Here is an 18,606-nt window from a genome sequence, read left to right on the forward strand (position 1 = left end):
AAAAAATAACTAACTTGGAGATAAAATGACTAGAAACTGGCCAAAACCAATCATCGCCTTGGCTGGCTATAGCGGCAGCGGAAAAACCACCTTACTAAGCCAACTTATTCCTTTGCTAAAGGCACAGGGCTTAAGTGTTGCGGTTATAAAACATAGCCATCACGCAATAGAGTTAGATAAACCGGGTAAAGACAGCCATAAGTTTGCAGAGGCTGGCGCCGAACAGGTGATACTTTCCTGCCCTCATAAAAGGTACCACTTTAGTCTTCAGCAGCAACATGACGACTTAAACGAACAGTTGTCTTGGATAAACTGGCAACTATGCGATTTAGTGATCGTTGAAGGCTATCGACATAGCGCAGTGGCAAAAATAGAAATTCATCGAAGCGATCTTGGTAAGCCTTTGCTGTTCCCAAATGACAAGCATGTCATCGCTGTGGCTAGCCCCGATAATCTTAATACAGACTTACCTTTGTTAGATTTAAATAAGCCTAAGCTAATCAGTGATTTCATATTAGCCTATACTAACAACGTAAAAATTGTGAAATAGAATCATAAGCTTATCGGTCTATAAACTGTCACTACTGTTTAGAGAACAAAATATGAAACCAAATAAACTGATTGTTGTAGCAGTGCTCGCTGTTATTGTCGGTCTTATCCTGTGGTTCGACTTAGGCCAATGGCTTAACTTCGAAACCATTAAACAAAGCCAAGCTGATTTACAAAGCACTGTAGAAAATCACTTCTTAGTGTCTATTGTTGCTTATTTCTTTTTATATGTTTTTGTAACCGCATTTTCGATACCAGGCGCCGCCCTTCTTACTTTGCTAGCCGGCGCATTATTTGGTGTAGTGAACGGCGTAATAATGGTTTCTTTTGCCAGTACTATCGGCGCGAGTTTAGCGTTTATAGTAGCTCGCTACTTAGTTAGAGACAGCTTAGAGCAGCGCTATGCCGAAAAACTAAAGAGCATTAACAAAGGTATAGAAAAAGAAGGTGCTTTTTATCTTTTAAGTTTAAGGCTAATACCAGTCTTTCCATTCTTTTTAATCAACCTTGTAATGGCATTAACCAAACTGCCTCTTAAAACCTTTTATTGGGTAAGCCAAATAGGTATGTTCCCCGCAACCGTAGTGTATGTAAATGCAGGCACCGAGTTAGCAAAGTTAGATAGCTTATCGGGAATATTGTCACCATCTCTTCTTATTGCCTTCACCCTATTGGGTATTCTTCCTTACATTAGCAAGGCAATCTTAAATGGCATTAAGCAACGCAAAGTCTACGCCCCTTACCAAAAGCCAAGCTCATTTGATAACAATATGTTGGTGATTGGAGCGGGTGCAGGTGGCTTAGTGAGTTCATACATCGCTGCGGCTGTTAAAGCAAAAGTCACCTTAGTTGAAAAGCACTTAATGGGCGGCGACTGTTTAAACACTGGATGTGTCCCCTCTAAAGCATTAATACGCAGCGCAAAGTTTGCCTATGAAGCGAGCAATGCAGAAAGATTTGGTTATGAAAAAGTTGATGCACAAGCAAATTTTGCCAAGGTAATGCAACGAGTACATGATGTTATTCAACAAGTTGAACCACATGACTCGGTGGAGCGTTATACAAAACTAGGGGTTAACTGCGTTCAAGGAACCGCAAAAATCATTAGCCCTTGGGAAGTCGAAATAGACGGTAAATCAGTGACTACCCAAAACATTGTAGTTGCTACTGGTGCTCGACCACTAGTACCAGGCATCCCCGGTTTGCAAGAAGTTGAGTATTTAACTTCTGATACGCTTTGGCAGCTTAAACAACTCCCAGAGAAGCTACTCGTGTTAGGTGGTGGCCCAATTGGTTGTGAATTAACCCAAAGTTTTGCTCGATTAGGTGCCGAAGTGACCCAAATCGAAATGGCCGACCACCTATTAATTCGAGAAGACCTAGAGGTGAGTAAACTATTAGAAGAACAGTTTACTCAAGAAGGCATCAATCTATTATTGGGTTGGAAAGCGGTTAGTTTTCATAATCAAAACGGTCAGCAGAGTGTAAAACTGATTAAAGGCGAGCAAGAAAAAGAAGTTGTTTTTGATAAAGTGATACTCGCATTAGGCCGTGTTGCAAATACTAAGGGCTTTGGATTAGAAGAGCTTGGTATAGAAAACTCAGAGCGCGGCACTATCGCTGTAAATGAACATTTGCAAACCAATTTCCCCAATATTTATGCTGTTGGCGATGTGGCAGGTCCTTATCAATTTACCCACTTTGCAGCTCATCAAGCCTGGTATGCAGCAGTAAACGCGCTGTTTGGTCGATTCAAAAAGTTTAAAGCCGATTACTCGGTAATTCCAGCCGCAACCTACACCTATCCCGAAGTTGCTCGTGTAGGTTTAAATGAGCAAGAAGCTAAGCAACAGGACATTGGTTACGAAGTAACTAAGTTTGAGCTAGAAGAACTAGACCGCGCAATTGCTGAAGGTGCAACTAAAGGCTTCATTAAAGTGCTTACCGTACCAGGAAAAGACAAAATACTTGGTGCAACCATTGTTGGTGAGCATGCTGGAGAATTATTAGCAGAGTTCACCTTAGCAATGAAACATGGCTTAGGTTTAAACAAAATCTTAGGAACCATACATGCCTACCCAACCATGATGGAAGCTAACAAGTATGTAGCGGGTGAATGGAAGCGTAATCACGCTCCCGAAAAAATCCTATCCTATCTTGAGAAATTCCATGCTTGGACGAGAAAAGCGTAACTAACCTTATTGGTCAGGCTATTTCAGCCTGACCAATAAACAAACGTTCCTCAAAGATTTCAGGCTCAAGTGCTTCACTAAAATAGAACCCTTGGTAAACCGTACAACGACGGTACTTTAAGAACTCTAATTGATACTCAGTCTCCACACCTTCTGCAATAACTTCTAAGTCTAAGTTCTCCGCCATGGAGATAATGGTAGTAATAATGGCACATTCACTACCGCCACTTTGTAATTCGCTCACAAAGGATTTATCAATTTTTAAACAGTTAATTGGCAACTTGTTCAAGTACGCCAGTGACGAATAACCAGTACCAAAATCATCTACCGAGAAACGAACCCCGATATCACGCAGCGCTTGAATTTTCTCTACCGTGTCTTGTACGTTATCTACCAATACACCTTCTGTAATCTCTAACTCAATAAGTTTAGGGTCACAGCCTGCTTCTTGAATAATCGCTAGCGTTTCTTGCACAAAGGTATTGCGGTGGAACTGATTGGGGCTAACGTTTATTGATAAGGTTTTAAAGTTTTCTGGTAAGCCTCTATCTTCCCAAGTCTTCAGGGTTTCACAGGCACTGCGCATAACCCATTGTCCTAGGGTGACAATTAAGCCTGTTTCCTCGGCCAGTGGAATAAACCGTCCAGGAGAAATCCACCCTAATTTGGTGTCGAACCAACGAAGCAGTGTTTCGGCGCCCACCATCTCAAAATTGGCGTTATAACGAGGCTGAAAATATGCAACCATATCTTCGTTTTCTAGTGCTTCCCTCATCATTTTAGTTAGCTGGTGACGCTCTTGAATTTCGTCTGCCATTTGATCAGAGAACACATGAACACTAGATCGTTCGTTATCTTTACCATGATAAAGCGCAATGTCTGCCTGTCGTAAAATCTCAGTAGCATTACTATCGTGATTAGGGAACAAGGCTACACCTGTGGTTAAGTTTAGCGATATTTGGTTACCTTTAATCACAAACTCTTTGTGAATAACTCGCCCTAAATGCTCTGCCATATTGCTAGCAAGCTGCTTCGCTTCTTCGCGATCGGTAGACAAATTCGGCACTAATAAAGCAAATTCATCACCGCCAAGGCGGGCTACAGTTTCGGTGCTAGTGCGCCCCTCACGCAAACGGTGAGCGATCAAACGAAGCAGTAAATCACCTGCAGCATGACCTAACATGTCATTTACATTTTTAAAGTGGTCAATGTCGAGGTAAATCAACGCTCCAACTTTGTTAGATTTACGCCCTCTTTCGATTTCGAGGTCTAAGTTTTCAAGAAGCTTACGGCGATTAGACAATCGAGTAATGTCATCATGAGAAGACTGAAAGCGCACTAGCTCTTGAGCTGAACGTACTTCGGAAATGTTTGTCTGTGTGCTAATCACTCGTGAAGGTAGACCGCGTTCGCTGCGCTCAACGACCATGCCTCGAGATAATACCCACAAATAGTGACCGTCTTTATGCTTAACCCGATGCATCGACTCATACACTTTGTTTTTCTTTTTCAAATGCTTGCGCAATTCATTAAGGGTTTTGTCTAAGTCTTCCGGGTGGATCCTAGACTCCCACTCCTCAATCTTTTCACCTATTTCGCTATCTTGGTAACCCAACATGGCTTTCCACTGTGGCGAGTAATACACAGAGTTAGTGATTAAATTCCAGTCCCAAATGCCGTCGCCAGAGCCACTTAAAGCGAATTGCCAGCGCTGTTCACTACGTTGCAGTTGGGCAAAGCTGCTATGAATACCATTGGCCATTTTACCAATTGCATGCTCTAAGGCGCCGATTTCGCCTTGGCTTTTTGCAGCAATATTAGCGTTTCGATGGGTTTGAATTTGCTTAGTACGCCCCACCAGTTTGTTAATAGGTGCAACTAATAGTCGGTTAAGCATTAATACCAACAGCAGCATAGCCACCGACATGTAGATGAAGGTCTTTATCGCTTCATCGATAATCATCTCTCGCTTTCCTAGCCAAGTATTTTGCAGGTTGTAACTAACAAATATTGCGCCCTGCTCGGCTCTTCGTAGGCTGTCTTCTCGCGGCCCCATATCTAATGGTAGATACAAGTTCACTTGCCAATGTTCCGGTAATACTTGCGATACTGGTGAACGCTTGTTCTTTACCTGATTAAATAATTCGGTATTGAAGTAATTGGCATTGTCTGCAGCAAACAGGCTCTTTTCTGCACGTTTGTTAGATATCTGAACCAAACCTTGAGGATCGATAACCTGCAGTGAGTCCAATTGTTGATTTAAAGCTACAAGGGTTAGCTGTCGCTCAGCAATATCCCATTGATGACGAGATAAGCTGTCTGAAAGGCTTTGCTGAAGCTGATAGCCAATATGCAACAAGCGCTGGCTAGCATGTTCTGCCATTTTATTACGTTGCTCATGCAGCGTTCCTAACAATAATAAACTTTGAGCAATAACTAATAATACCAAGGCCAAAATAGGTATTACTACACTCAATGAAATCCGCTTAAACCTATACACCGTTCAACTCCAATAACCACTCGCTGGTAAAACTACGCGACAAATCAGGTGCTCGGTGGATCAATTCCAACTCAGCCATACGTTGCGCTTTTTCCTGCGCAAGCCCCAAAATAAAATTACCAGAGAAAAGTGCAATGCTTTGCTGAGCATTAAGCATTTGAATATTTCCGTAAGCTTGGCGAACTTCTTTACTGTAAAGCTGGGTTCGCTTAGCGATTAACTTGTAGCCTTCTCTTGAATGCTCCTCTAACCAAGTGTTGGCTTTATAGAAGTTTTTCAATAAATTTGAAATACCGTTTCGCTTTTTCTGTAAGACCTCAGTTCTTACCACCATTACGCGATAATACGGTTGGCCTTGTGCAGCGCTTTTATATAAAACGTTGGCAGATAGATTATCTACCAAACGGCTTTGAATTGGACCTGAGGTCATCACTGCACTTATTTCACCTTTGCGAAATAGTGCCAATTGCTCATCAAGTTTAGCTTCTACCAAGACAAAATCATCGGCGTTAACCTTGGTGTCTTGTAACCAGTCATCCATAACTAAAGAGGCTACCGATAGGCTCTCGTAGCCGATGCGTTCGCCTTTTAGTTGTTCGATATTCTTAATATCTTGGCGTGTGACTAATGCATCTCCACCGACACTTCGATCGATAATTGCAACTACGGTTAAATCTACTCGCTCGGATAACAAACTAATTGTTTCGGTGAGACTTAAGAAACCAGCATCCACCTGCCCGCTTTTAAGAGCATGCATTACATGGCTGGGAGTTGTTAGTTCATTTACGATATATGCGTTAGAGCCTTCGAAAGAAAGCTGTTTAGACAGGAATATAGGTTCAAAGCCCAGCCAAGGAGACACGGCTACACGAAGAGCTTGAGTTTGGCTTTGACATGCGAGTAAGACACTACTAAAAAAAAGTAGTATTCCAATCTTACTTGCGTTGATTGATAAAAAGGTAAATTTCATATCCCTGATAGTTCTTAACTCTTCCTGAGTATACAACTAAAACTAGCCATCCATTCTGCTTGCGCCAGACGCAAAAAGAAAGCAAACAGTTTAAAAAATTATGAGGATATTACAAACTTAAAAGTTTACGCTCAAAAATTAAGCGCAAGATCAAAAAAGTGCCGACAAAGCGGCACTTTTATTAAAGTTTTTGGTCGACTGACCGAGCTTAGCGCGCTCGTAATGCAGCTATACGTTTTTCTAAAGGCGGGTGGCTTAAAAACAGCTCGCTCATTGCACGTTTACCATTGATACCAAAGGCCATCATAGAGCCTTCCATTTCTGGCTCTCTACTTCCGCCTAATCGTTGTAGAGCATTAATCATTTTGTCTTTACCAACTAACTTGGCAGAGCCTTCGTCTGCGCGGTACTCGCGTTGACGCGAAAACCACATAACAATAATGCTGGCCAAAATACCAAACACCATTTCTAGCACAAACACTGTTCCGATATAAGCAATAGTGCCCATGCCTTGTCCGTTCTCATTATTGTTACTCATAGCAGAGCTAATAACGTTAGCGATGATTCGCGCTAAGAACATTACAAAGGTATTTACTACACCTTGGATTAAAGTAAGAGTAACCATGTCGCCATTAGCAATATGACTAACTTCGTGGGCGAGAACAGCTTCAACCTCATCGCGAGTCATGTTATCTAACAAACCGGTGCTCACTGCCACCAAGGCATCATCTCGCTTAGCACCAGTAGCAAATGCGTTCATGTCTGGAGCATTGTAGATAGCAACTTCTGGCATGCCAATGCCTGCAGCTTTAGCTTGTCTTGCCACGGTATCAACCAACCACGCTTCGGTTTGGTTTCTTGGGGTTGTGATAACCTGTGCACCAGTTGAACGCTTTGCCATCCACTTGGAAATAAGCAACGAAATGATAGAGCCACCGAAGCCAAAAATAGCGCAGAAAATCAACAAGCCGCCCATGCTTTGGGTGGAGATCCCAAGAGCAGAAAACACTATGTTCATTACAATGCCAAGCACTAGAACAACAGCTAAGTTAGTGCCTAAAAACAACAATATACGTTTCATCGTCTTCCTCGATTATGATGGAATTACCCAATTACCATAATATATGGGGTATAACTCACATTTTTCAATGGCTTAAATAAGGTAAATACGTTTAGATTTGGCTGACCAAAGTATCTATATCAAAGCATTCCGCTGCTAAGTTAGCGTTAAGGCTGGTGTTATAAGGCAGTTCAGCAATACAAGGAGCATCGATGGCATCTTGTAAATAGCTGATATTCAATTTTGATATATCTGAAGGCTCACTTAAATTATTAGCCACCCAAGCCACCACGTTACAACCACTGGCTTTTATCGCTTCAGCACTTAGCAAGGCATGATTTAAACATCCAAGCTTTACCCCAACAACTAACACTACTGGTAAACCTTGCTCAGCAACCCAATCAGACATCATCAACCCTTGTTCATTAAGTGGCACATGCCAACCGCCTGCTCCTTCAACCACAACAAAATCTGATTTACCAACTAAACGCTGCAATCCACTGGCCATTAACCCGCTATCAACCGGCTTGTTCTCAAGTTTTGCAGCAATATGGGGGGCTATAGCATGTTTTAGCATTACTGGATTTACTTCTGCATAGTCGAGTTCACTGGAGTTGACCTTCATTAATGCCAGCGCATCTTCATTGCCTTCAACTGAATCAAACATTTCGGTTCCAGCTGCAATGGGCTTAAAACCATTAACAATTGAGAACTTGTTCTGTAGCGCTTTTACCAAGCCACAACTCACTACTGTCTTACCTACCTCTGTATCGGTGCCGGTGATAAAAACAGATTTAGTCATTAATCAATACTCCATAACTCACTTTATAGGTGGCACTAATTTGCATGTTGTTGGTTGCTTGACCGAACATATCATTGTAGTTTCTAGCCATAGCCTTTAGTTGACCGCGATTTGTTGAATTTGGCTCCCCCCCAACCACATAGTTTGCGCCAATACCTTTTAAATCGGCCAACAACAAAAAAGCATGTTCGTACCAAAGAGTTCGTTGCTCATGATGAAATTTGGCATTGCTAAAGCCGGCTTCGCTAGCCGCTCGTACAATATCATCCTGAGTTAAAAACCGGTTTACATGACGTTGGGAGTCGACGCTAGACCACGCTTGTTCAAGCTCAAATAAGGTACCTTGGCTAAGAGTAGAAAATAACAAAACGCCATTTGGCTTAAGTACTCTTCTAATTTCTTTTAGTGCAGCTGCAAGATCATTGCACCACTGCAATGCCAAGCTTGAAAACACTAAATCTACACTATTATCAGCTAAGCCTAAGTGTTCGGCATCACTAACCAACGCTGCACATGGCTGAGCATAGTGCTTTGCTTTAGTTGCCATTGCTAAAGACAAATCTAAGGCCACAACATGAGATGAGTGAGCCTTTAGAGAACGTGAAAAATAGCCAGTGCCACAGCCTAAATCTATCGCTAGAGGATAAAACTTATTAGGTAAGTAGCTTAATAAGGTTTCGCCAATACTGCGTTGCAACTCGGCATAATCATTATAAGTATCAGCGGCTTTGGAGAAATGACGAGCAACCTGCTGTTTATCGATAACCATAATTTTCTTTACTTACTTCATGAATCGCATTTATAAGATCAACAATATCTTGTGCTTGGTGATGACTACTTAAGGTTACCCGCAGCCTAGCAGTGTTTACCGGCACTGTAGGAGGACGAATTGCAGAGACCCAAAAACCTTTGCCTTGCAACGACTCGGCCATTGCTAATGCTTTGTCAGCCTCACCGATAATAATCGGTTGAATAGCAGTATTTGAATCAGCGACTGCAATATCGTTTTCGATTGCTAACGATCTAAACAGTGCAATATTATCAGCTAACAGTTGCTGCAATTCTGGTTGCGTTTGCAGCACCCGAATAGCTTCGGTTACTGCGCAAGCTTGGGCTGCCGGCATCGCTGTTGAGTAAACATAACTTTTGTCAAAATTAACCAAATAGTCTTTAAGCGCTTGGTCACATAAAATCGTTGCACCTGAAACACCTAGTGCTTTGCCAAAAGTTAGCATTTGAATTTGTACATCGCTAGGTGTCAAATTTTGTTGGTCTGAAGAACCTCTGCCTTGATCACCTAGGCATCCCACACCGTGGGCATCATCAACCATTAACCAAGCATTGTGTTGTTTACATAAATCACTAATGGGCTTTAACGGTGCTTGATCACCGTCCATGCTAAAAACGCCTTCGGTGATCACTAAACAGTTTTCACCTTGTTGGCTTTCTAACCGTTTAGCAAGCTGACCTACTGAGTTATGTTGAAAACGGCTAAAGTTTGCATCACACAATACGCCAGCCTCCATCAACGAGGCATGGTTAAGTTTATCTTGGATCAGCACATCATTTTTTTTGAGTAGAGCCTTAATCACACTCTGGTTTGCTGAAAAACCGCTGTTAAATAGCAATGCACCTTCACGTCCCTGCCATTCACAAAGTGTTTCTTCTAATTGGTAGTGCGCTGTTTGAAAACCGGTTACCAACGGAGAGCCACCACTTCCCACGCCATAACGCTCGGCACCTTTTATCCAAGCATCAATGACCCTGGGGTGATGAGATAAACCGAGATAGTCATTACTTGAGAAATTCACAAACTGTTGGTTATTAATGTCAATCAAACGCCCTTGAGCGCTAGATTGACATCGGCGCTGGCGAAACAACTGTTGCTGTTTGCGCTTTTCTACTTGCTGTTTTACAAACTCAAATGCCATTTACGAGGCGTCGTAAAATTGTGAAGGGCTGTTTTTCTGCTGCTGTTTCACCAAAGTTTTGTAAAGATCTTCTTCTTGCTCTTCAGTACCATTTTTGAGCGCTGCAGGCTCTGGTCGAATACCTAGCTTTTTAAACAACTGCATGTCCTGGTTTTCATCAGGATTTGGCGTAGTAAGCAACTTACACCCATAAAAAATAGAGTTAGCGCCAGCCATAAAACATAGTGCCTGAACCTGCTCGTTCATTTCTTCACGTCCTGCCGATAAACGCACATGTGAGCGAGGCATCATGATACGAGCAACCGCTATGCAGCGAATAAACTCAAATTGGTCCATATCATCAACATCTTCAAGTAAAGTACCCTTCACTTTTACCAGCATGTTAATGGGAACACTCTCAGGATGGCGAGGTAAATTAGCCAACTGAACCAATAAACCACTTCTGTCTGTAGCTGTCTCGCCCATGCCCATAATACCGCCCGAGCACACTTTCATACCTGCTGAGCGCACGTTATCTAGTGTATCTAAACGTTGGTCGTAAGTACGGGTGGTAATAATCTCTTGGTAATACTCGCGTGAAGTATCAAGGTTATGGTTGTAATAATCTAAACCTGCGTCGGCCAGTTCTTCAGCTTGCTGCTTCTCTAGCATGCCTAGGGTCATACAAGTTTCCATGCCCATTTCTTTCACACCTTCTACCATTTTCACTAAGTAAGGCATATCGCGCTGCTTAGGGTTTTTCCATGCTGCGCCCATACAAAAGCGAGTGGAACCGTTTGCTTTGGCTTTTTTAGCCTCGCTCAGTACATGTTCAACCTCTAATAGACGTTCTGTTTTAAGGTCGGTTTTATGGTGAGCACTTTGTGGACAGTACTTACAATCCTCAGGACACGCGCCAGTTTTTATCGATAACAAGGTAGAAACTTGTACTTGGTTTGGATCAAAATTGGCGCGATGCGCACATTGAGCCTGAAACAATAAATCGTTAAATGGCAAAGCAAACAAATCGTTTACTTCCTGTACGGTCCAATCGTGGCGGAGTGCTTGAGTCATTTGAGAAGCTTTCTTTAGAAATAATAATCCGCTAGTCTAGCGACAGCCAAGCCGCTGTCAACTTTAAAAAACCCATAACTTTACTAATGGTTAAATAATGAGCATAGATTTAGATTACGACCAACAACATTTATGGCACCCCTATACGTCTTCTATTAAACCACTGCCCTGTTATCCAGTGAGCTCAGCCGAAGGTTGCGAGATTGTATTGGAAGACGGCACCCGACTCGTTGATGGCATGGCTTCATGGTGGGCATGTATTCATGGTTATAAAGTGCCTGAGCTAGACCAGGCAGCCGCTCACCAACTTGGCAATATGTCGCACGTGATGTTTGGCGGGCTCACTCACAAGCCAGCAGTAGAGCTAGCAAAAAAGCTAGTTGCGCTAACACCACCAAGTTTAGAGCAGGTGTTTATTAGTGATTCAGGCTCTGTTGCCGTTGAAGTTGCATTAAAAATGGCGTTGCAGTACTGGCATGCAAAAGGTGAAAAACGTGCCAAATTTGCCACCATAAGAAACGGCTACCACGGCGACACCTTTGGCGCTATGTCGGTCTGTGACCCAGATGGCGGTATGCACCAACTCTATCAAGGGTTCTTACCCGAGCATCTGTTTTGCGAAGCGCCGCAAACTCGTTTTGAGGAAACGTGGGATCCAGTAGACATCCACCCAATGCAGAAGATGCTCGAGCAACATCATCAGTCTATAGCGGCTGTGATTTTAGAACCGGTAGTTCAAGGCGCTGGCGGTATGCGTATTTACCACCCTCAATACCTTAAAGAACTACGAAAGCTGTGTGACCAATATCAGCTATTATTAATTGCCGACGAAATTGCCACCGGCTTTGGTCGAACCGGTAAACTGTTCGCCTGCGAGCATGCAGAGATAGAGCCCGACATACTTTGCCTAGGCAAAGGCTTAACGGGCGGCTACATGAGCCTTGCCGCGACCATCACCAGCAAATCTATTGCTAATACGATTTGTAGTGGAGAGGCTGGCGTATTTATGCATGGTCCAACATTTATGGGTAACCCACTAGCATGCGCGGTGGCAAATGCCAGCATTGACCTGCTTATTGCTTCAGACTGGCAAACTAAGGTTGCGACGATAGAACAATCACTTAAGACACAACTTAAACAGTGCCTAAGCTTAGAATCTGTAATAGATGTTAGGGTATTAGGTGCCATTGGGGTGGTTGAGACAAAGCAGGCGGTGAATCTAGCAGACATTCAAGCGAAATTTGTGGAACTCGGTGTATGGATAAGGCCCTTTGGAAAACTAATTTACATCATGCCGCCCTACACCATTTCAGCAAACCAGCTTAAAAAGTTGACTGATGCTATTTATAAGGTAGTGACTAGCCTCTAAACAGCTTGAGGTAATAGAACAACAAAATAGCGATAACTATCACCGCTAACAGACCCATGTTCATTTTGAAATAGTCTGTTTTGCGGCGAGAGCGACTCCAGTTAACAAAAATGCCCGCTAAGGTAATGCCACAACAGCCCCACAGTAAAAACACGAATACTTGCCTTAATTCCTCTATCCAGTGGTCTCTATATCCTTGCCCGTCGGTGCTTTGAAAAGCGCTGTAAGCTATCTCTGGCCTTGCATAATGATAAACCACCAAAGAACCAATAAACATTGTCCACGCTAACAATGAGATAATCACAAATAGCTTTTGAAGACCATCCGGCCCTTTTCGACGTTCTTTTCTATTTTGCCGCATTTACCCACTCACCTTTATTCCAACAAGCGTAATTCCTTAACATAAGTTATCGATTTCCGGAGTTTTATCAATTTTTACTTGAGTCTTTAGCCCTAAGAAGTAACATTGGTCACCTTACAATATTAGCACTATCAAATCGGAGCAGTTGTTTGCTATGACGCATTCTTCAGTGACAGACGTTTTGGGCGGAAAGTTCAGCGTTGGTCAACAAGTAACAATTAAGGGTTGGATCCGCACTCGTCGTGATTCAAAAGCAGGTCTTTCTTTCTTAGCCATTCACGACGGTTCATGTTTCGACGCCGTTCAAGCTGTGGCACCTAATACCCTAGCCAATTATGAGAATGATGTCGTTAAACTAACTGCCGGCTGTTCGGTTGTAGTAACTGGTGAAGTAGTTGAATCACCAGGTAAAGGCCAATCATTTGAAATTCAAGCTACAGAAGTTGAAGTGCTTGGTTGGGTAGAAAATCCAGACAGCTACCCAATGTCGGCAAAACGCCACAGCATCGAGTACTTACGTGAACACGCTCACTTACGCCCTCGTACCAATGTAATTGGCGCGGTAACCCGTGTACGTAACTGTTTATCACAAGCTATTCACCGCTTTTACCACGAACAAGGTTATGTTTGGGTAAGCACGCCAATTATTACCGGTAGTGATACCGAAGGCGCTGGTGAAATGTTCCGTGTATCTACATTAGACATGAACAACCTACCGCTAAGTGAAAAAGGCGATATTGACTATCAACAGGACTTTTTTGGCAAAGAAACCTTCTTAACAGTATCTGGTCAGTTGAATGCTGAAACCTACGCTTGTGCCTTGTCTAAAGTGTATACCTTTGGCCCAACTTTCCGCGCGGAAAACTCAAACACTAGCCGCCACTTAGCTGAGTTCTGGATGGTTGAACCTGAAGTGGCCTTTGCTGACTTAGAAGACGTAGCAAAATTGGCAGAAGACATGTTGAAGTATGTATTCAAAGCGGTTCTTGATGAGCGTATGGACGACATGAACTTCTTTGCCCAACGTATCAACAAAGAAGCTATTAGCCGTTTAGAGAACTTTGTAAGTGCCGATTTTGCTCAGGTAGACTATACCGACGCAATTCAAATCCTTAAGGATAGCGGCAAGAAGTTTGAGTACGACGTAGAATGGGGCATCGATATGTCTTCAGAGCACGAGCGTTACTTGGCAGAAGAACACTTTAAAGCGCCAGTGGTAGTTAAAAACTACCCTAAAGACATTAAGGCGTTTTACATGCGCCAGAATGACGACGGTAAAACTGTAGCAGCGATGGACGTTCTAGCACCAGGCATTGGCGAAATCATTGGCGGTAGCCAACGTGAAGAGCGTTTAGACGTGCTAGACGCCCGTTTACTAGAGCTAGACCTTAATAAAGATGACTACTCTTGGTACCGCGACCTGCGTCGTTACGGCACTGTACCTCACTCAGGCTTTGGTTTAGGCTTTGAGCGTTTAGTATCTTACGTAACTGGCGTAAGCAATATTCGTGACGTAATACCGTTCCCTCGCGCACCTAAAAATGCCGAATACTAATATTTAGTTAATCACTAAATATCGCTAAAAGCCTCAATTTATTTGAGGCTTTTTTATTTCTAGATCATCCTCACACTCGAACTCTTTGCTGCATATACCATAGCAATCAAAGCTATACAGCTTTGTATTCATCATCCATACTTAAGCCCATTACCACGGCGCGGCCGGGAAGTAGTTAAAAAGGATTTACATGAAAAAATTAAAAGTTGTAACCACTGAAGACGTATTACTTACCTTGTGTAACTCGGTAACCAATGTATTAAGCAAGGCTACCACCAGTGAAATTAAATATTCGGCCATGGTGCAAAAGATAAACAAGACTTGTTTAAAGCCAGATATTGGCTGTTTTGTTCTGTTTGATGGCGGCTTCTCTGGTTTAGTGGTTATTAACTTTACTGCCGATGCAGCCATGGAGATTTACCGCAATTACATGCTTCACATGGGGATCCCAGAATCAGAGCTCGCTCAGCAACATACCGCTGACGAAGTGGGTAACGTAATGGGTGAATTAATGAATCAGATGGTGGGTTACTTTACAGGCGTTATTGGTAAAGAATTACAAACCTCACTCACTCAAAACCAACCCAAAATGCTGGCTTTAAACAAGCAAGTTTTAATCTCAATTGATACAAACTTGGACCGACCTCAAGCTAGACGAGTAACCTTCACCACTGCTAAGAACAACATCTTCTATCTTGAATTAGCCATGGATAAAACTGAGTTTATTAAACTTCATGAGTTTGAAACAGAAGACGATGTTGATCCGGATGATCTTATCGAGCAAGCCGCTACACAGAAGAAAGCAGAGCAAGAGCCAAAAGACGTAGCGCAAACCATTGATCAAGACTTACTTGACGAGCTAGGTATTTAAGCCAGTAACTGTTGAATATGCTCAAGGCTTGCTTGGGCATCTTTATAATTTAAACCTACCGAATGAAAGTGACTATCCTTCTCTAGCACTAAAGATGGGAAACCTTGAATAGGCAGGCTTCGAGCAAACTGAATTTCTTCGAGTAAATTAGCATTCAGTTTTTCACTGCAAATATCAGTCTTAAACCTCTCTAGGTCTACGTTTAATCCTTCAGCTAAACCAACTAATACAGATAGATCTGAGGGATTTTTTGCATCTAAATAATAAGCCTGCTGAATAGCAACTATCATTGCTTTCTCAGCACCCTGATGCTTCGCTGCAAGAACTGCTCGATTGGCTGGATATGTAGAACGCCTTGGGGTATTTAGTTCCCAAAACTGGTAATTGAATTGAGTGCCCAATTGATTGGCAATTTTCCGCCAAGTTTGCTGCAAAAAAGCCTGCATCTCTGTAGGCATTTCAAGATCTGAGTCGGGCGCTAAACCACCGAGTAAATACACCAACTCGATATTGCTAGGCAATATCTGCTCAAGTTCTAGCAATGTTGGCTTATAACCCCAGCACCAAGAGCACATAGGGTCATGAACGTAATACAGTCGGTTTTTAGCCATAAGTATTTACAACCACGTGACATAGTCTTTGAATGGTAATTCCCTTGGCTTCGCTACCTTAGTTTGTGGGCTACCTAGATAGAGAAAACCAACAATTGATTCATGTTCGGCTAAACCAAGTTCATGATTTACAATTGAGCTATACGCCATAGGCCCAGTTCGCCAAATACCATTATACCCTTGGGCATAGGCTGCCATTTGCATGGCATGCACAGCACAACCGGCCGACAGTACTTGTTCAATCTCAGGTACCTTTGAATGGGTTTTGGGTGAGGCAATGACAATAGTTATTAACGGAGCACGAAACGGCATGGTTTTCGCTTTTTCTGCATCGCCCTCTTCTGCGAGTGCTGCTTGTTCAAAAATTCCCGCAAGCTTTGATAGGCCTTCACCGCTAACATGAATAAAACGCCAAGGACTTAAGCCTCCATGGTCGGGAGCTCTAAGGCCAGCGTTCCAAATGGTTTCCAGCTCTGCACCTTCTGGTGCTGGTGCAGCTAAACGCGCGCAAGAGTGACGATTTAGTAATAAATCTAAGGCTTTCATTGTTTTCCTTAACCACTTAAATATAGCGCCATTGTGCGCGAATTATGCTAAAAGTAAAGCTAAGTACCCGCAGGTTTAGGCGCTTTTGAAATGGTTTTAGAGCGGCATCAACATTTAAACAAAATACGTCAACAGCAACTCAAGCAGTTGCAAGATTGGGTAAAACAAAACCCCAAGCAAACAGCTGCTCTCGTTCAGCATTGGCTTAAGTTAAATAAGCGCCGCTAGTTCAGCACCTTGGCGAATAGCACGCTTGGCATCAAGCTCTGCTGCTACATCTGCTCCACCGATGAGGTGAGAGTTAACACCCAACGCTGTTAAATCATCATGCAAGGTTCTTAACGGCTCTTGCCCAGCGCAAACCACCACATGGTCAACTTCAAGAATCGAGTCTTCGCCGTTGGCAGAAATATGTAGGCCTTGATCATCTACTTTTTTGTACTCAACGCCCGCTAGCATTTCTACTTGGTTTTTCTTCAAGGTTTCTCGATGGATCCAACCGGTAGTTTTACCCAAGTTTTTACCCACTTTACTGGCTTTACGTTGACATAAATACACCTTACGTAAAGCAGGATGATTGTTGTGCTCTTTTAATCCGCCGGCTTCTGCCATGCTGCTATCTATTCCCCAATTATCAAGCCAACGTCCAACATTGGTTGATAGCGAAGGCTTCTGCTCAACCAAAAACTCGGCAACATCGAAGCCTATTCCGCCAGCGCCAATAATCGCGACTCGCTCTCCTACTTCCTTATGGTCTCTTAATACATCTAAGTAGTTATAAACTTTATCGTGCTCAATGCCCTCTATCGGAGGGGTTCTTGGAGAAATACCGGTAGCTATTACGACTTCATCGGCGTTTAAGCCAGCTAACATTGGCGCATCAACCTTAGTTTCTAATTCAACCTTAATGTTTAACTGTTTAATTCTATTGGCAAAATAGCGTAAGGTTTCGTAGAACTCTTCCTTGCCTGGAATCTGCTTGGCATAGTTAAATTGGCCACCAATCTGAGAACCTTGATCGTAGATGGTAACGGTATGACCACGTTCCGCAGCATAACAAGAAAATGCCAGTCCGGCAGGCCCTGCTCCCACAACAGCGATAGTTTTACTGCTTGAGTCTTTTTCAAAGGTAAGCTCTGTTTCATAACAGGCTTGCGGATTAACTAAGCAACTCGCTCGCTGTTGTTTAAAGACATGATCTAAACACGCTTGGTTACAGCCAATACAGGTATTTATTAGAGCCGCTTGATTATTCTTGGCTTTTTCTACAAACATGGGATCAGCTAACAATGGCCTAGCCATGGAAACCATATCAGCTTGCCCTGACCGCAATATGTTCTCTGCTACATCGGGTGTATTAATTCGGTTTACTGCAACCATGGGGATACTAACGTGTTGCTTTATCTTTTCTGTTACCCAAGCAAAGGCTGCTCGTGGCACACTTGTGGCAATGGTTGGTACACGCGCTTCGTGCCAACCAATACCAGTATTTAGAATAGTTACCCCGGCTTGTTCAAGTGCTTTAGCTAGGGTGACAACTTCGTCATAAGTGCTGCCTTTTTCAACCAAATCTAACATCGACAAGCGAAATACAATGATAAAATCGTCTCCAACTGCAGCACGTGTTTTCTTAACAATTTCTAAGGGAAATTTAATACGATTTTGGTAACTTCCACCCCAACCATCACTACGTTGGTTGGTACGTGCGCAAATAAACTGATTAATTAGGTACCCTTCAGAGCCCATAATTTCAACACCATCGTAACCTGCTTTCTTAGCCAATTTTGCGCTGTTGGCAAAATCTTTAATGGTGTTTTTTATTTGCCGCTCGCTCATAGCTTTAGGTTTAAAGGGGGAAATGGGCGCTTTAATCTTACTAGCACTCACATTAAATGGATGGTAGCCGTATCGACCAGCATGCAATATTTGCAGGGCGATTTTTCCGCCCTCTTTATGCACCGCGTCGGTAATAGTGCGATGCTTTTTTACTTGCCAAGGAAAACTTAACTGGCAGCCGTTTGGCGCTAAGCGACCTCTAAAATTAGGGGCGATACCACCGGTAACAATTAAACCTACTCCACCTTTTGCTCTTAGTGCATAAAAGGCGGCAAGTTTTTCGAAACCACCCTTCTCTTCTTCTAAACCAGTATGCATAGACCCCATTAAAACCCGGCTTTGCAATTGGGTAAAACCTAAGTCTAATGGCGCTAGTAAATGGGGGTACTTGGTCATCTGT

Annotated in this window: 16 protein-coding genes; 5 read left to right on the forward strand and 11 right to left on the reverse strand. The window is 42.9% G+C overall.

The annotated features are described in order from the left end of the window. Positions 1–25 precede the first annotated feature (25 nt). Positions 26–550, forward strand: a complete 525-nt coding sequence (gene mobB / locus OV592_RS11270) for a molybdopterin-guanine dinucleotide biosynthesis protein B (RefSeq protein ID WP_406608642.1) — start codon at positions 26–28, stop codon at positions 548–550. Between the two features lie 52 nt (positions 551–602). Further along, positions 603–2,741: an FAD-dependent oxidoreductase gene (locus tag OV592_RS11275; protein ID WP_406608643.1), complete on the forward strand. Its 2,139-nt coding sequence runs from the start codon at positions 603–605 to the stop codon at positions 2,739–2,741. Positions 2,742–2,754: 13 nt separating this feature from the next. On the opposite strand, the gene OV592_RS11280 is transcribed toward OV592_RS11275, so the two are convergent. The 7 genes from OV592_RS11280 to bioB all read right to left on the reverse strand — a co-directional run bounded on the left by OV592_RS11280 (position 2,755) and on the right by bioB (position 11,057). Continuing rightward, positions 2,755–5,217 (reverse strand): putative bifunctional diguanylate cyclase/phosphodiesterase, encoded by a 2,463-nt coding sequence (locus OV592_RS11280; protein ID WP_406608644.1) that lies wholly within the window; start codon positions 5,215–5,217, stop codon positions 2,755–2,757. Between the two features lie 16 nt (positions 5,218–5,233). Further along, positions 5,234–6,211 carry an ABC transporter substrate-binding protein gene (locus OV592_RS11285; protein ID WP_152785016.1) on the reverse strand — a complete coding sequence of 326 codons (978 nt, stop codon included), beginning with the start codon at positions 6,209–6,211 and terminating at the stop codon, positions 5,234–5,236. A 208-nt stretch (positions 6,212–6,419) separates the two neighbouring features. Next, entirely contained in the window at positions 6,420–7,292 is an 873-nt protein-coding gene (gene htpX / locus OV592_RS11290; RefSeq protein ID WP_406608645.1) for a protease HtpX, read from the reverse strand. A 91-nt stretch (positions 7,293–7,383) separates the two neighbouring features. After that, a complete protein-coding gene (bioD, locus tag OV592_RS11295; RefSeq protein WP_406608646.1) occupies positions 7,384–8,073 on the reverse strand; it encodes a dethiobiotin synthase in 690 nt (229 codons plus the stop codon). Further along, entirely contained in the window at positions 8,066–8,842 is a 777-nt protein-coding gene (gene bioC, locus OV592_RS11300) for a malonyl-ACP O-methyltransferase BioC (RefSeq protein WP_406608647.1), read from the reverse strand. The genes bioD and bioC overlap by 8 nt, the downstream gene beginning before the upstream one ends. Then, entirely contained in the window at positions 8,829–10,004 is a 1,176-nt protein-coding gene (bioF, locus tag OV592_RS11305) for an 8-amino-7-oxononanoate synthase (protein WP_406608648.1), read from the reverse strand. Before bioF ends, bioC begins: the two co-directional genes overlap by 14 nt. Next, on the reverse strand, positions 10,005–11,057 hold the full coding sequence (gene bioB, locus OV592_RS11310) for a biotin synthase BioB (protein WP_016403271.1): 1,053 nt from the start codon (positions 11,055–11,057) through the stop codon (positions 10,005–10,007). It lies immediately after the preceding gene. Positions 11,058–11,154: 97 nt separating this feature from the next. Here bioB and bioA point away from each other — a divergent pair, with 97 nt between their 5' ends. Beyond that, on the forward strand, positions 11,155–12,426 hold the full coding sequence (gene bioA / locus OV592_RS11315) for an adenosylmethionine--8-amino-7-oxononanoate transaminase (RefSeq protein ID WP_406608649.1): 1,272 nt from the start codon (positions 11,155–11,157) through the stop codon (positions 12,424–12,426). On the opposite strand, the gene OV592_RS11320 is transcribed toward bioA, so the two are convergent. Beyond that, entirely contained in the window at positions 12,416–12,787 is a 372-nt protein-coding gene (locus tag OV592_RS11320) for a hypothetical protein (RefSeq protein WP_406608650.1), read from the reverse strand. The genes bioA and OV592_RS11320 overlap by 11 nt on opposite strands. Positions 12,788–12,941: 154 nt before the next feature. Between OV592_RS11320 and asnS the strand changes: the two genes are divergently transcribed. Together asnS and OV592_RS11330 are read left to right on the forward strand one after the other, a co-directional pair. Continuing rightward, positions 12,942–14,342, forward strand: a complete 1,401-nt coding sequence (gene asnS, locus OV592_RS11325; protein ID WP_016403275.1) for an asparagine--tRNA ligase — start codon at positions 12,942–12,944, stop codon at positions 14,340–14,342. Between the two features lie 190 nt (positions 14,343–14,532). Further along, the gene (locus OV592_RS11330) at positions 14,533–15,213 is read left to right on the forward strand and encodes a DUF3334 family protein (RefSeq protein ID WP_016403276.1); all 681 of its coding nucleotides are present in this window, start codon (positions 14,533–14,535) and stop codon (positions 15,211–15,213) included. On the opposite strand, the gene OV592_RS11335 is transcribed toward OV592_RS11330, so the two are convergent. The 3 genes from OV592_RS11335 to OV592_RS11345 form a co-directional block, all read right to left on the reverse strand. Next, a complete protein-coding gene (locus tag OV592_RS11335) occupies positions 15,210–15,824 on the reverse strand; it encodes a DsbA family protein (protein ID WP_406608651.1) in 615 nt (204 codons plus the stop codon). The two genes, OV592_RS11330 and OV592_RS11335, sit on opposite strands and share 4 nt — an antisense overlap. Before the next feature lie 6 nt (positions 15,825–15,830). Beyond that, complete coding sequence (locus OV592_RS11340; RefSeq protein WP_016403278.1) at positions 15,831–16,370, reverse strand: NAD(P)H nitroreductase; 540 nt, start codon at positions 16,368–16,370, stop codon at positions 15,831–15,833. Positions 16,371–16,580: 210 nt separating this feature from the next. Then, positions 16,581–18,602: an FAD-dependent oxidoreductase gene (locus OV592_RS11345; RefSeq protein ID WP_406608652.1), complete on the reverse strand. Its 2,022-nt coding sequence runs from the start codon at positions 18,600–18,602 to the stop codon at positions 16,581–16,583. Between the last annotated feature and the right edge of the window lie 4 nt (positions 18,603–18,606).

The sequence above is a fragment of the Agarivorans sp. JK6 genome, assembly GCF_045277145.1.
In the GTDB taxonomy this organism is placed as follows: Bacteria; Pseudomonadota; Gammaproteobacteria; order Enterobacterales; family Celerinatantimonadaceae; genus Agarivorans; species Agarivorans albus.

Coding starts and splice junctions, on each gene's coding strand:
- mobB (WP_406608642.1), top strand. CDS start 26: ATGACTAGAAACTGGCCAAAACCAATCATCGCCTTGGCTGGCTATAGC.
- OV592_RS11275 (WP_406608643.1), top strand. CDS start 603: ATGAAACCAAATAAACTGATTGTTGTAGCAGTGCTCGCTGTTATTGTC.
- OV592_RS11285 (WP_152785016.1), bottom strand. CDS start 6,211: ATGAAATTTACCTTTTTATCAATCAACGCAAGTAAGATTGGAATACTA.
- htpX (WP_406608645.1), bottom strand. CDS start 7,292: ATGAAACGTATATTGTTGTTTTTAGGCACTAACTTAGCTGTTGTTCTA.
- bioD (WP_406608646.1), bottom strand. CDS start 8,073: ATGACTAAATCTGTTTTTATCACCGGCACCGATACAGAGGTAGGTAAG.
- bioC (WP_406608647.1), bottom strand. CDS start 8,842: ATGGTTATCGATAAACAGCAGGTTGCTCGTCATTTCTCCAAAGCCGCT.
- bioF (WP_406608648.1), bottom strand. CDS start 10,004: ATGGCATTTGAGTTTGTAAAACAGCAAGTAGAAAAGCGCAAACAGCAA.
- bioB (WP_016403271.1), bottom strand. CDS start 11,057: ATGACTCAAGCACTCCGCCACGATTGGACCGTACAGGAAGTAAACGAT.
- bioA (WP_406608649.1), top strand. CDS start 11,155: ATGAGCATAGATTTAGATTACGACCAACAACATTTATGGCACCCCTAT.
- OV592_RS11320 (WP_406608650.1), bottom strand. CDS start 12,787: ATGCGGCAAAATAGAAAAGAACGTCGAAAAGGGCCGGATGGTCTTCAA.
- asnS (WP_016403275.1), top strand. CDS start 12,942: ATGACGCATTCTTCAGTGACAGACGTTTTGGGCGGAAAGTTCAGCGTT.
- OV592_RS11330 (WP_016403276.1), top strand. CDS start 14,533: ATGAAAAAATTAAAAGTTGTAACCACTGAAGACGTATTACTTACCTTG.
- OV592_RS11335 (WP_406608651.1), bottom strand. CDS start 15,824: ATGGCTAAAAACCGACTGTATTACGTTCATGACCCTATGTGCTCTTGG.
- OV592_RS11340 (WP_016403278.1), bottom strand. CDS start 16,370: ATGAAAGCCTTAGATTTATTACTAAATCGTCACTCTTGCGCGCGTTTA.
- OV592_RS11345 (WP_406608652.1), bottom strand. CDS start 18,602: ATGACCAAGTACCCCCATTTACTAGCGCCATTAGACTTAGGTTTTACC.